Source organism: Haloechinothrix salitolerans, assembly GCF_042662605.1.
Lineage (GTDB): Bacteria > Actinomycetota > Actinomycetes > Mycobacteriales > Pseudonocardiaceae > Haloechinothrix_A > Haloechinothrix_A salitolerans.
Genome location: NZ_JBHSXX010000001.1, coordinates 3,136,857 through 3,150,033, shown reverse-complemented (window position 1 = coordinate 3,150,033; position 13,177 = coordinate 3,136,857). Strand labels below are relative to the sequence as shown.

Below are 13,177 nucleotides of genomic sequence, written 5' to 3'. Positions count from 1 at the left end.
GGCTTTACTTGCCTGCCTTCGCCTTGGATTTGGAGCTTTTGTGTGGCGCGAGCACCATGATCATGTTTCGGCCGTCCTGCTTCGGGGCGGACTCGATCGTCCCGAGGTCGGCGACATCATCAGCCAGCCGCTGCAACAGCCGGAACCCCAGCTCGGGCCGCGACTGCTCGCGACCACGGAACATGATCGTGACCTTGACCTTGTTTCCCGCGCTGAGGAAGCGGGCGACGTGGCCCTTCTTCGTCTCGTAGTCATGCGGGTCGATCTTCGGCCGGAGCTTCTGCTCCTTGATCACCGTCTGCTGCTGGTTGCGGCGAGACTCACGGGCCTTCTGCGCACTCTCGTACTTGTACTTGCCGAAGTCCATGAGCTTGGCCACGGGTGGGCGCGCCTGCGGGGCGACCTCAACGAGGTCAAGGTCCGCTTCCTGCGCCAGCCGCAGGGCGTCCTCGATACGGACGATCCCGACTTGTTCGCCGTTCGGCCCGACGAGCCGAACCTCGGGAACGCGGATGCGCTCGTTGATGCGCGTGTCGGAGCTGATGGGGCCTCCTTGGTCTATGTCCTGTTCGTCTGCGTGACCCGGTGCCCCAAATACGTCGAGCCCCTGCTGCCTGACGGCAAACTGGGGCCCGCTTCCGATCGGTGCCGCATACACGGGCACCTCCGCCGACGGCATGCACCGCCGACGAGACCGGACCCGGCCACCGGGTGTGGTGACTCAGGTGGGAGCGGGGCTCCACTTGCTCACCCCCGATCTCTCAGGGGCTGGTCGCACATGGAAGGGTAGCAGACGTGCAGCACAACGATTCATCCTCCTCCGATTATTCCGAGCGTCGCTCGGGCGGCGCCACCCTTGGCGCCGGCGATTCCGAGCTCAGCTCACGCGAACTGGCGACGATCCCGAGCGTGGAGGTCATCAGCAGGGCGGCCGTCATGCTGCTGTCGGCATCGGCGGAGCGCCTGGGCCTCGCCGACGAGGACCCCGACACGAGCCCGCACCGTGACCTCGACGAGGCCCGTCGGCTGATCACGGCGCTCGCGGGCCTGGTCACGGCATCGGCGGAGTACCTCGGCGCGCACGCGGGGCCACTGCGCGACGGGCTGCAATCCGTGCAGCGCGCGTTCCGCGAGGCGTCGGCGGTGCCGGACGCCCCGGGCATGGGACCAGGTGAGAAGTACACCGGACCGGTGAGCTGAGCGGCATCCTGAGGGACCGGCGAAGCCGCCACGAGCCCGGTGAAGGTCCCACGACACACGCGGGCGGTGGTGCGCTGCGCGATCGCTCAAGCCAAGTGGCGGCGCAGGCCCCGCTGACCGCGCCACATCATCGCGGCGTGGTTGGCTCTCAGCACGGGTCGGAGCAGCGGCTCGAACGGCATGAGTGCACGTTTGCCCAACATGACATCTTGTTCGATCCACACCACCGTACGGTCGCCGTGTTCGTCGACCCGTGCGGCGCAGTAACCCTCCAGATCACCGGAAATCGCCACCCGCATCGTGCCCGCAGCGGGGTCTTCCTCGGCGCGCTTGAGCCGTAGTCGCAACGCGACGGGCAACACCGCACGGACCACGAGGTCTCCCGAGTCACCGTCCCGTCGCCGTACTTCGCGCACGTCCGGCCACCATGCCGGATACCCGTCGACGTCAACGAGCGCGGCGAACACCGCCTCCATCTGTGCACGCACGGTCCAGACGTTGCGGAAACGGTAGCTGTCTCGGGACACCGTGCCAGCGTAGGTGCTCGGTACCAGGCGAGCCCCGGGTGTGGGGCCGGGCCGGAATCTCAGCCCACGATCGGCTGCAAGTATTGGCCCGTGAAGCTTTCCGGGATCGCGGCGACGTCCTCCGGAGTGCCCTCGGCGACGACCGTGCCACCACCGGAACCGCCGCCGGGACCGAGGTCGATGATCCAGTCCGACATCTTGATGACGTCGAGGTTGTGCTCGATCACCATCACGGTGTTGCCCTTGTCGACCAGCCCGTTGATGACGCCGAGCAGCTTGGAGATGTCCTCGAAGTGCAGTCCGGTGGTCGGCTCGTCAAGCACGTACACCGTCTTGCCGGTGGAGCGCTTCTGTAGCTCGGACGCCAGCTTTACGCGCTGCGCCTCACCGCCTGACAGGGTCGGCGCTGGCTGGCCGAGCCGCACGTACCCGAGCCCGACGTCGACCAACGTCTTGAGGTGGCGGTGGATCGCCTTGATCGGCTCGAAGAACTCCGCCGCCTCCTCGATCGGCATGTCCAGCACCTCGGCGACGGTCTTGCCCTTGTAGTGAACCTCAAGGGTCTCCCGGTTGTACCGCGCGCCCTTGCAGACCTCACACGGCACGTAGACGTCCGGCAGGAAGTTCATCTCGATCTTGATGGTGCCGTCACCCGCGCACGCCTCGCAGCGCCCGCCCTTGACGTTGAACGAGAACCGTCCCGGCTGGTAGCCACGCACCTTAGCTTCGGTGGTCGCCGCGAACAGCTTGCGGACGTGGTCCCACACGCCGGTGTAGGTGGCGGGGTTGGAGCGCGGCGTCCTGCCGATCGGTGACTGGTCGACACGCACCAGCTTGTCCACGAGGTCCAGCCCGCGCACCCGCGTGTGCCTGCCAGGCACCTGACGGGCGCTGTTGAGCTTGTTCGCGAGCACCGTCGCCAGAATGTCGTTGACCAGCGTCGACTTGCCGGACCCTGACACGCCGGTGATCGAGATCAGGCAGCCGAGCGGGAACGAGACGTCGATGTTGCGCAGGTTGTGCTCCCGCGCGCCGACCACGGTGAGCTGGCGCTTGCGGTCCACCGGACGTCGCATCGCGGGAACGCTGATCTCCTTGCGCCCCGCAAGATAGTCGCCGGTCAGCGACTTCTTGTTGCTCAGCAGCTTCTTGTACGGGCCGCTGTGCACGATCTCGCCGCCGTGCTCGCCCGCGCCGGGACCGATGTCGACCACCCAGTCGCTGGACTTGATGGTGTCCTCGTCGTGCTCGACGACGATCAGCGTGTTGCCCAGGTCGCGCAGCCTGCTCAGCGTCTCGATGAGCCGGTGGTTGTCGCGCTGGTGCAGCCCGATCGACGGCTCGTCCAGCACGTACAGCACGCCGACCAGGCCGGATCCGATCTGCGTCGCGAGCCGGATGCGTTGTGCCTCGCCGCCGGAGAGCGTGCCCGCGCCGCGGTCTAGTGAGAGGTAGTCCAGCCCGACGTCGAGTAGGAAGTGCAGCCGCGCCTGGATCTCTTTCAGCACCGCGCCCGCGATCATCGCCTCGCGTTCGCCCAGAACAAGGCCGTCCAGGAACTCCGAGGCCTCGGACACCGAATACGCGCAGACCTCGGCGATGGAGCGCGCGCCCATCGTCTTGTGCTCCATCGTCACCGCGAGGATCTCCGGTTTGAGCCTACTGCCCTGGCACGCCGGGCAGGGCACCTCGCGCATGTAGCCCTCGTAGCGCTCCCGCATGTACTCCGACTCGGTCTGCTCCCGCCTGCGCTCCAGGAACGGGATGACACCCTCGAAGTTCGCGTAGTACGAGCGCTTCCTGCCGTAGCGGTTGCGGTAGCTGACGTGGACCTGCTCGTTGATCCCGTGCAGCACGGCCTTCTGCACCTTCGCGGGCAGCTTGCGCCACGGTGTGTCCATGCGGAAACCGATGGTCTCCGCCAACGACGTCAGCAGCCGCTGGAAATACTCCGCCGTGTGGCCACCCGCCCACGGCGCGATCGCGCCGTCGCCGAGCGAGAGTTCGTCGTCCGGCACGACCAGCTCGGGGTCGACCTCCTTGCGCACACCAATGCCGGTGCACTCGGGGCACGCGCCATACGGTGAGTTGAACGAGAACGACCTCGGCTCCAGGTCCTCGACCGCGAGCGGATGCCCGTTGGGACAAGCCAGGTTCTCGGAAAAGCCGCGCGTGCGATGCGGGTCGTGCTCCGGCAGGTCGACGAAGTCCAGCTCGACAAGGCCGTCCGCCAGGCGAAGCGCGGTCTCGATGGAGTCGGTGAGCCGCTGCTTGGCGCTCGCCTTGACCGTCAGCCGGTCCACGACGACGCCGATCTCGTGCTTCTCCTGCTTCTTCAACTTCGGCGGATCGGTGAGCGAGTGCACCGCGCCATCGACCCGTACGCGGGAGTAGCCCTGCTGCTGGAGGTTCGCGAACAGGTCGACGTACTCACCCTTGCGACCCCGCACGACCGGCGCGATCACCTGGAACCGGGTGCGCTCCTCCATGTCGAGCACCTGGTCCACGATCTGCTGCGGCGTCTGCTTGCTGATCGGTTCGCCACACTGCGGGCAGTGCGGCTTACCCGCGCGGGCGTACAGCAGCCGCAGGTAGTCGTAGACCTCGGTGATGGTGCCTACGGTCGAACGCGGGTTACGCGACGTCGACTTCTGGTCGATCGAGACGGCGGGCGAGAGCCCTTCGATGAAGTCGACGTCCGGCTTGTCCATCTGGCCGAGGAACTGGCGCGCGTACGCCGACAGCGACTCGACGTACCGGCGCTGCCCCTCGGCGAAGATCGTGTCGAACGCCAAGCTCGACTTGCCGGACCCGGACAGTCCGGTGAACACGATCAAGCTGTCGCGGGGCAGGTCGATGTCGACGCTGCGCAGGTTGTGTTCGCGGGCACCACGAACGACGAGACGGTCGGACACCGAAGGGTTTCCCTTCACTGGCGATGTGGGTAGCGAGCACGGCTTGAGTAAGCCGTCGCTCCCATGCTAAAGCCGACCCCCGACAAGTTCGGGCTCGCGTTCGGTAACCCGCTTGCGCCGTGTCCCCCATTCCCGACGCTGTGTCCCGCCTTCCGGACGTCGTGTCCCCCGCTCTCGACGTCGTGTTCCTCGGTCGGGACGCCGGGGACCACGTGTGAGCGCGCGGTACGCCGGGCGTTCGACCAGCACCGCCAGCGCCCAGCCCGCCAGCAACGCCGCGCCGGTGACGACGACGAGCCGCAACCAGCCGGACAGGCCGACGTCGGAAAGCACGCGTGCGAGCACGAAGCCGAGCTGTTGATGCACCAGGTAGAGGCTGTAGCTGATGCCGGCCAACCACACGATCGGACGACGCAACGCACGCAACACCCGGTTGTCCCACTCAGGACCTCGCGCGGCGGCCGCGATCAGCACGAGCATGACCGCGAAGCCGACGCCCGCCTCGACCGGGAACGGAGCGCGGATGGAGTGCACGACGACGCCGATCGAGCCGAGCACGACCAGTTCGACGTGGGACATCTCTCGTCGCGACCACAGCCAGATAGCGACGCCCAGCCCGAACAGGTACGCGTGACCGATGCCGGTGCCCGCTTGAAGTGGGCCAAGCACCGTCTTCGCCGCTTGCGGCAGCCACCCCAGCGGCCACAACACGATCGGGAGAACGACGAGCGTCCGCGCGAGCATCTTGAGCCGGGCGCCGCGCAGCCGGTGCCGCCACAGGATCGCCGCGCCGATGAACGCCGCGACCTGCACCGGGAGCGTCCAGTAGGCCCAGTCGAGGAAGCGCCATTCCGCGCTCCACGGCTGCATCAGCGTCAGGTTCGCCAGCAAGTCAGCGGGGGTGGGTAGGTACCACGGGTCGTGCGCCGCGGACGACGCCGCATACGGCGTGCCGAACAGGACTCCGAACAGGCCGTGACGCACGTGCCAGCCGTTGAAGGCGAGTACCGCCACCCGAGTGACGACGTAGGTGAGGACGACCGCGACGAGGTAGGCCGGAAGCAGGCGCGCGAGACGTCGCCGCAACCACCTCCCTGGCTCCTCGCGACGGATCGTGACGCAAGCGAAGAACGCCGAGATCACTAGCAGCACCGACGCGCCCATGCGCACCGAGAACGTGATCGGATACGGATCAACACCGGACATGACGGCAGGGCCAATGAAGGTGATGTGCCCCATCATCACGGCGACCACCGCGACCACTCGGATCAAGTCCCAGTTGATCTTGCGGGCGCTCGGCGGACGCGCGGCACTGCCACGCATTTCGGTTCCGGCCACGCGAGTCCCCTGTCTACCAGTTGAATCCGACACACAGTACGAGATCGACGCCGTGCGTGATCACCGGCGTACCTCGTAACGTGACGGCGGCCGCATGAGATATGGGCGACACGACGTCAGCGAGCGAGGGACACGACGTCCTGGGCGGGGGACACGGCGGATCGATAGGGTGGGGGTCGTGCGGATTCTCGACACCTACACCGGCAATGTCGCGCCCGGCGGCGACGCTGAGCGGCGCACGCTGGACGCGCTGACGATCACGAAGTTGTCCGTCGGGCCGATGGACAACAACGCGTACCTGCTCACCTGCCGCGCGAGCGGCGAGGCGCTGCTCATCGACGCGGCGAACGAGCCGGAGCGCATCTCGGAGATGATCGGCTACGGCGACGACCGGCCGACGCTGCGCACGATCGTCACCACCCACCAGCACGCCGACCACTGGCAGGCGCTCGGCGCGGTCGCCGGGGCGTACGGCGTGAACACGGCGGCCCATCCGGACGACGCCAACCCGCTGCCGGTGCCGCCGGACATCCTGCTGGAGCACGGCGACACCATCGCCGTCGGCGACTGCGAGCTGGAGATCATCCACCTGCGCGGCCACACTCCCGGCTCGATCGCGCTGCTCTACCGCGACCCGAACGGGCACCCGCACCTGTTCACCGGCGACTCACTGTTCCCCGGCGGAGTCGGCAAGACCACGTCGCCGGAAACGTTCACGTCGCTACTCAACGACGTCGAGGAGCGCGTGTTCGGCACACTGCCGGACGACACGTGGTTCTACCCGGGCCACGGCGACGACTCCACGATCGGCGCGGAGCGGCCGAAGCTCGGCGAGTGGCGCGAACGCGGCTGGTAAGCGGTCCGATCTTGAGCGTTCATGGTCGTCCAGACAACCGCGAACGCTCGAGATCCACGTCGTATCCGCTGGTCAGCCGATCCTTGATGGCAGCACGTGAGACCTCCGTGGTCTTCCAGTCGACGCGGAACGACAGTCAGCTGATGCCCACCGCCTTGCGCACCGAGCGCAGCACCTTGCCCGCCCGCTCCCGGGCCTTCTCCGCGCCCTCGGCGAGGTAGGTGTCGAGGTCGCTACCCGGTTCCATCAGCTCGTTGTAGCGCTCCCGCAGCGGTGCTATCTCGGCGTTGAGCACCTCGAACAGCTGATTCTTCAGCTCACCCCAGCCGACGCCGCCCGCTTCCAGCCGCTTGCGCGTGTCAGCGATGACATCCGGCGTCGCGAAGTGCTCCAGGATTTGGAACACCGTCGAGCTGTTCGGGTCCTTGGGCTCCTCGACCGGCGTGGAGTCGGTCGGAATCCGCCGCACCAGCTTCTTGAGCTTGTTCTCCGGTAGAAACAGCGGAATCGTGTTGTCGTACGACTTGCTCATCTTGCGGCCGTCAATGCCCGGCACGGTGTGCGCGGAGTCCTCCTCAGGAATGACAGCTTCGGGGATCTTGAACCGGTACGAGTCGCCGTACAGGTGGTTGAAGCTGCCCGCGATGTCGGCGGCGTACTCGACGTGCTGCGCCTGGTCCCGGCCCACCGGCACGACATCCGCCTCCATGATCAAGATGTCGACGGCCATCAGGACCGGGTAGTTGAACAGCCCCATGTTGATGCCGAAGTCGGGGTCCTCCCCCGCATCGATATTGCGGTCACGGGCGGCTTTGTAGGCGTGCGCCCTGTTCATGAGGCCCTTGCCGGTGACACACGACATGGCCCAGGTCAGCTCGAAAATCTCCGGGACGTCGGATTGCCGGTAGAAGACCGTCCTATTCGGATCGAGACCAGCGGTCACCCATGTCGCCGCGACGGACCGCGTGTAGTGCCGGAACGCGGCCGGATCACGCTCGGTGGTCAGCGCGTGGTAGTCAGCGATGAAGTAGATCGAGTCGTACTCCTCGGCCAACGTCAGCGCGGGCCGGATCGCACCGATCAGGTTGCCGAGGTGCGGTTCGCCGGTCGGCTTGATGCCCGTCAGGGAGACCTTCGTTGCTGGCTCTGGCATGCCGGTCATCCTACTGACCTGCCGCGGCTCGCCCGTGCGTGCATCCGATGCCCGGAGGTGAGTCGCGCCAGCGGACGCGGCCAGCGATCACCGCTCACCCAGCGGACGCGGCCTCGCGGAGATCGTGCGCCGTCAGCGCGGCCGAAAGCACCCGCATCCCTTCGGGGTCGGCCGGATCCAAGCCGGTGACCTCCGCGATCCGCCGCAACCGGTACGCCAGCGTGTTGGGATGGACGTGCAACGCCGACGCCGCCTTGCGCCGGTTGTCCTTGGCCTCGATCACCGCGCGCAACGTCGTCAGCAGCTCATGCCTTGACCGCAGCGGTGCCAGGCGCTGCACCAGCCGGTCGTTGGCGACACCTGGCCGTGCCAACTGCACCTCGAGCACGAGATCGTCCAACGCGTACAAACCCGGCGCGCGTTCCAGTCGCAACGCGACCCGAAGGACCTCCCGCGCCTCCTGCGCCGCGTCCGGCACCTCCCCCACCGTCGGCGCTACGGCGGCCGTCGCGACGACGGGTGCGCCGACGATGCCGTTCAGCTCGTTCAGAAACCGGCGCAACGTGGCCATGACGTCGTCGGCACGCTCCGGCACGGTCGGCACCAGTCCCGTACCGCCGCGCTCGTCCAGCACGGTCAGCACCGTGGTGTCGAACTCGGCGTCGAACGCGCCCCGAACGCGCCGTCGTCGCACCAGGGTGGACCGCACCGTGCCCGGCGGTGACGGCCGCGCCACGTGCCACACGCACACCACGTATCCCTCGGCGACCCGCACACCCGCCGGGGTCTCCAGTCCCTCGGCCGGGTCTCCCGCGAGCAGCGCGGCTGCCAAATCCCGTCGCGCCTGGCCGACCTCGCTGTGCAGGTGCTCCTGTTCCTCGAAGTAGACCCGCGTCGCCGTGACGAACATTCGCTCCATCTGCTTCGTCATCGGCGCGACCAGCTCGTGCAGCGCCTCCCGGTCAGCGGCGCTCGCGTGCTCAAGCACCCAATCCCACGCCATCCGGGATCCGATGAAGTACGCCTGCAAGACGTCCGCGAACGACAGGTTCTCCTCGACCCGGGACATCACCCGCCGGAGCGGATCACCAAGACGTTCCAGGCTGAACTCGCTGCGGTCCCGCAACGCCTGGAACACCATCATGAGGTTCTCGTCGACCGCGGGACGGATCTCCATCTGCAGTACGTCGTCGGGCAGCATCTGAAACGACGGCACATCCCGCGCCAGCCGCGCGACGATCCGCGCGCTCAGCCCAGGCAGTTCGGCCAACAACTGGTTGACGACCGCTGTGGGCCACGTCTCAGATCGCACGGAGCGACATTGTGTCTGATCACAACACTTTCTGGCCAGATCTTGGCCTGCTGGCGCAGAGACGCCGCACCCACAGCGCCGTCATGCTGTGAGCTATCCCACTCGTCACACCGAGAGGACGATTGATGACCCTGCGTTCCCACAAACGGCGAGGCAATACCCCGCTGTCACGACGTCTGACCCTGCTCCTGTCTCTCGCGGCCCTCGCGCTCGGCTCACTGTTCGCCGCGCCCGCCGCCGCTGCCGCCGACCGCAACCCGGTCGTGTTCGTGCACGGCTGGTCCAGCAGCAGCTCCGCATGGGACGAGATGGTGGCCGACTTCAAGGCCGCCGGATACGCCGACAGCGAGCTATACGCCTGGGACTACAACTCCGCCCAGTCCAACAAGACCACCGCCCAGCAACTGGCCGCCCTCATCGACGATGTGCGCGCCGCGACGGGAGCCGCGCAAGTCGACATCGTCACGCACTCTATGGGTGGGCTGAACTCCCGCTGGTACGTGAAGTTCCTCGGCGGCACGAGCTACGTCGACGACTGGGTCTCGCTCGCCGGCCCGAACCATGGCACCAACTCGGCGTACTGGTGCTGGACGACGTCCTGCTACGAGATGCGGCCTGGCTCGGGCTTCCTCAGCGACCTCAACGCCGGTGACGAGACGCCGGGATCGGTCGACTACGGCACCTGGTGGTCTTCCTGTGACGCGGTGATCAACCCGGACGACAGCACGGTGCTCGACGGTGCGGCCAACACCCACACCGCCTGCATCGGACACAGCGACTTCCTCAGCAACGACACCGTCTCGCGGCAAGTGCGGGACTTCGTCGCCGCGACATAGCGGCGAGGCGCGGACCGAGTGGCGGGATCCCGCGGCCCCTCCTCGTGAGCGGGGTCCCGCCACACATCGGTTTTGCCCGCCACATCGGTTTTGGGGGTCAGTGGAGTTCCCGTGACCGCACGGCTGAGCGCGGGACCTCCACTGCTTTTCTACTCGTGGGTATCGTGGCCGTCATGTCTGATGCGAAGGCGGCCGAGCTCGCCGCGAAATGCCACCGCGCCCTTGACCCGCTGCACTCGCTGGTCTATTTCGCGCCGGAGGCCGACGAGAAGCTGGCCGGGATCGGCTTGAAGCCGGGCAGGATGTCCTACTTCGCGAGCCGGTCGGCCCCGATGGGGCCGGTCGGTGCCGGGGTGGTCACCGCGACGTTCTACAACTTCAACCCCGATCTCGTCGCCCGCCACATCCCGAAGGCGTGGGGGCTCGCCTCGCCGGAGACGATCCTCGCCACCCGGCTTGAGGTGGCCGACGCCGCGTTACGGCGTCTGCTCGGTGACGCCGTGGACTCCCACGAAGTCGCTGAGGCCGCCGAACTGGCACGCGAAGCCACGGCGGGCTGCACGCCGGAGGGCAGGCCGCTCTACTCCGCCCACGCCGAGCTCGACTGGCCGGAGCAGCCGCATCTGGCGCTGTGGCACGCGATCACGCTGCTGCGGGAGTTCCGGGGCGACGGCCACATCGCCGCGCTCACCACTCACGACGTCGACGGCCTCTCCGCGCTCATCACGCATAGCGCCACCGGTCGGGGCTTCACCGAGGCCGCCGCGAAGGCGACCAGGGGCTGGTCCGACGAGCAGTGGTCCGCCGGGGTGGAACGGCTGCGTGAGCAGGGCATCCTGGACGACGACGGCGAACTGACCGCCGAGGGTGTCGCGCTGCGGGAGCGTGTCGAAGCGGCCACGGACGCGGCGGCGACCGCGCCATTCACCCACCTCGGTGAGGAGAAGTGCCTGCGGCTGCGTGAGATTGGCAAGACGTTGAGCCGGACGGTCGTCGGGGCGGGCGCGTTCCCCGCCACGGTATTCGGGAAGTAGCGCTCAGTCCCGGGGCGGTGCGGCGTTGCCGCCGGAGGCGACCAGCACCACGGTGCCGCCGTCCGGCACAGCCACCGCCCCGGCGCGCAACGCGGCGAGCCCGACAACGGCGGACGGTTCCAGCATGAGCCGCGTCGCCGCGATCATGTCGGGCCACGCCGTCGCGATGTCGCTCTCGGCGACGCTGACGACGTCGTCGACGTAGCGCCGCACCTGCGCGAGGGTGTGTTCCCCCGCGAATGGCGCGGCGAGGCCGTCGGCCATGGTCGGGGCGCCGCGCGGCAGGCGAACCACCTCGTTCGCGGCGAGTGCCTGCCCGACCGCGTTGGAAAGCGCGGGTTCAACGCCAACTACGCGACAGTCAGGCGCGGCGGCCTTCACGGCGGTCCCGATGCCGCCGACGAGGCCACCACCGCCGACCGGGACGAGCACGAGGTCCGGCTGGACGTCTTCGCGGATCTCGCGACCGACGGTGCCCTGGCCCGCGATCACCTCGGGCAGGTCGAACGGATACAGCGCCGGACAATCGTGCTCCCGCGCCAACCGGTCGCAGGTGCCCCTCAGATCGTCGGTGGGTACGATCTCACCGCCGTAGCGGCGCACGTTGTCCACTTTGGCCTGTTGTGCCGACTCGGGCATGCTGACCGTCACGGTCACGCCGAGCTGTCTGCCCGCGAACGCGACCGCCGCCGCGTGGTTGCCCGCCGAGAAGGTGACGACCCGCTCGGGCAGCTCGCCCCGCTCCCGCCAGGACAACAGCGTGTTGCACGCGCCCCGGGGTTTGAAGCTGCCGGTGTGCTGCAGGTTCTCGGCTTTGACCAGGACGCGGCAGCCGAGTTCGTCCGAGAGTCGTTCGGAGTGAAGCAACGGCGTGCGCAGCACATACGGCTTGATCCGCCTAGCTGCCGCATCGATGTCGTCGCTACTTACGAGCTCCATGACGTCCGAGGCTACCGGCGTGGGGCGTCCCGGTCAGGGCGCTGACGTCGTCGTGGGTGTGGTGGTAGGAGCGGGCTGTGGCTGCGGCGCCGGCTCGTCGGTTGCCGACGGGGTGCTGGTCGGCGCCGGTTCCGGCTGCGGCGCTGGCTCGTCGGTCGGCTCTGTCGTCGGCTCGGGCTCCTCCGTGGACGTCGACGTCGGTTCCGGCTCGTTCGGATCACCCTCGTCGTCACCAATCTGGTCGGACAGCTCCTCGACGAAGGCGCCGACCTTGGCGTAGACCCCCGGCTTTCCTGGCCGGGCGCAGCCCTCGCCCCAGGAGACGACGCCGATCAGCGTCGACCCAACGACGATCGGCCCGCCGGAGTCGCCCTGGCAAGCGTCCTTGCCACCTTCATCGAGTCCGGCACAGAACATCCCTGACTTGCGGTAGGAGTCGCCGTAGGCGTCCGAGCAGTACTCGTCCGTCGTGATCGGCACCTGGACCTGCTGCAGATGGTCGGCGGACTCCCCGCCCTCCGAAGTGCGGCCCCAGCCGAGCACGGTCGCCTCGGTATCCGGCTCGTACGCCGGGTCGTCCCGCTCGGCGAGGTCGGCGGTCCGCCGGTCGAGCGACTCGGCCAACGTCAGCACGGCGACGTCGTAGTTCGCGCCGTCGGTGCCGTTGTCGGGGTGTACCCAGATGTCGCTGACGTCTGACACGGTCCCGTCGTTCGAACTCAACTCCGTCCTGCCGGAAACCACCGCGAGATCGCCGGGGTCCTGCGGCGCGACGCAATGCGCCGCCGTCACGACCTTGTCTGGCGCGACCAGCGTTCCGCCGCAGAACTGCTCGCCGCTTGAGGAGAACCGCAGCGCCACAGTGAACGGGAAGTCCTCGATCTCGGCGTCCTGACCACCGACGATGGCCGGTTCCACTGGCTTCGCGTGCGCCCCGGACAATCCGGCGGCCACCACTGTGACTACCGCCACACCGACTCCCGCCGCACGCGCCACCGCCCCGACGAGCCTTGCCATGGCGACCTCCTCCTCGTGCCCTCCACAGGGTCACTGAGAAGCCGACCGAA

Annotated in this window: 12 protein-coding genes; 4 read left to right on the top strand and 8 right to left on the bottom strand. The window is 67.9% G+C overall.

The features are described from left to right. Nucleotides 1–4 precede the first annotated feature (4 nt). Nucleotides 5–562: a translation initiation factor IF-3 gene (gene infC / locus ACFQGD_RS14940; RefSeq protein ID WP_345398804.1), complete on the bottom strand. Its 558-nt coding sequence runs from the start codon at nucleotides 560–562 to the stop codon at nucleotides 5–7. A gap of 329 nt (nucleotides 563–891) precedes the next feature. Here infC and ACFQGD_RS14935 point away from each other — a divergent pair, with 329 nt between their 5' ends. Beyond that, nucleotides 892–1,200, top strand: coding sequence for a DUF1844 domain-containing protein (locus tag ACFQGD_RS14935; RefSeq protein ID WP_345398801.1), 309 nt, complete (start codon nucleotides 892–894; stop codon nucleotides 1,198–1,200). Nucleotides 1,201–1,286: 86 nt separating this feature from the next. On the opposite strand, the gene ACFQGD_RS14930 is transcribed toward ACFQGD_RS14935, so the two are convergent. From ACFQGD_RS14930 to ACFQGD_RS14920, 3 genes are all read right to left on the bottom strand, one after another. After that, nucleotides 1,287–1,727 (bottom strand): SRPBCC family protein, encoded by a 441-nt coding sequence (locus ACFQGD_RS14930; RefSeq protein WP_345398688.1) that lies wholly within the window; start codon nucleotides 1,725–1,727, stop codon nucleotides 1,287–1,289. 59 nt (nucleotides 1,728–1,786) lie between these two features. Continuing rightward, the gene (gene uvrA / locus ACFQGD_RS14925) at nucleotides 1,787–4,642 is read right to left on the bottom strand and encodes an excinuclease ABC subunit UvrA (RefSeq protein ID WP_345398685.1); all 2,856 of its coding nucleotides are present in this window, start codon (nucleotides 4,640–4,642) and stop codon (nucleotides 1,787–1,789) included. A 66-nt stretch (nucleotides 4,643–4,708) separates the two neighbouring features. Continuing rightward, complete coding sequence (locus tag ACFQGD_RS14920) at nucleotides 4,709–5,980, bottom strand: acyltransferase family protein (RefSeq protein ID WP_345398682.1); 1,272 nt, start codon at nucleotides 5,978–5,980, stop codon at nucleotides 4,709–4,711. A gap of 178 nt (nucleotides 5,981–6,158) precedes the next feature. Between ACFQGD_RS14920 and ACFQGD_RS14915 the strand changes: the two genes are divergently transcribed. Continuing rightward, entirely contained in the window at nucleotides 6,159–6,836 is a 678-nt protein-coding gene (locus ACFQGD_RS14915; protein ID WP_345398679.1) for an MBL fold metallo-hydrolase, read from the top strand. A 136-nt stretch (nucleotides 6,837–6,972) separates the two neighbouring features. On the opposite strand, the gene ACFQGD_RS14910 is transcribed toward ACFQGD_RS14915, so the two are convergent. Both ACFQGD_RS14910 and ACFQGD_RS14905 read right to left on the bottom strand, forming a co-directional pair. Continuing rightward, nucleotides 6,973–7,989, bottom strand: a complete 1,017-nt coding sequence (locus ACFQGD_RS14910) for a tryptophan--tRNA ligase (protein ID WP_345398677.1) — start codon at nucleotides 7,987–7,989, stop codon at nucleotides 6,973–6,975. A 94-nt stretch (nucleotides 7,990–8,083) separates the two neighbouring features. Continuing rightward, a complete protein-coding gene (locus tag ACFQGD_RS14905) occupies nucleotides 8,084–9,301 on the bottom strand; it encodes a PucR family transcriptional regulator (RefSeq protein ID WP_345398675.1) in 1,218 nt (405 codons plus the stop codon). A 125-nt stretch (nucleotides 9,302–9,426) separates the two neighbouring features. Here ACFQGD_RS14905 and ACFQGD_RS14900 point away from each other — a divergent pair, with 125 nt between their 5' ends. Together ACFQGD_RS14900 and ACFQGD_RS14895 are read left to right on the top strand one after the other, a co-directional pair. Continuing rightward, on the top strand, nucleotides 9,427–10,137 hold the full coding sequence (locus ACFQGD_RS14900; protein WP_345398672.1) for an esterase/lipase family protein: 711 nt from the start codon (nucleotides 9,427–9,429) through the stop codon (nucleotides 10,135–10,137). A gap of 173 nt (nucleotides 10,138–10,310) precedes the next feature. Beyond that, nucleotides 10,311–11,171: an SCO6745 family protein gene (locus tag ACFQGD_RS14895; protein ID WP_345398669.1), complete on the top strand. Its 861-nt coding sequence runs from the start codon at nucleotides 10,311–10,313 to the stop codon at nucleotides 11,169–11,171. Nucleotides 11,172–11,174: 3 nt separating this feature from the next. Here ACFQGD_RS14895 and ACFQGD_RS14890 read toward each other — a convergent pair whose 3' ends face one another. Then, nucleotides 11,175–12,110: a threonine ammonia-lyase gene (locus ACFQGD_RS14890; RefSeq protein ID WP_345398666.1), complete on the bottom strand. Its 936-nt coding sequence runs from the start codon at nucleotides 12,108–12,110 to the stop codon at nucleotides 11,175–11,177. A 33-nt stretch (nucleotides 12,111–12,143) separates the two neighbouring features. Next, nucleotides 12,144–13,127, bottom strand: coding sequence for a serine protease (locus ACFQGD_RS14885; RefSeq protein ID WP_345398664.1), 984 nt, complete (start codon nucleotides 13,125–13,127; stop codon nucleotides 12,144–12,146). Between the last annotated feature and the right edge of the window lie 50 nt (nucleotides 13,128–13,177).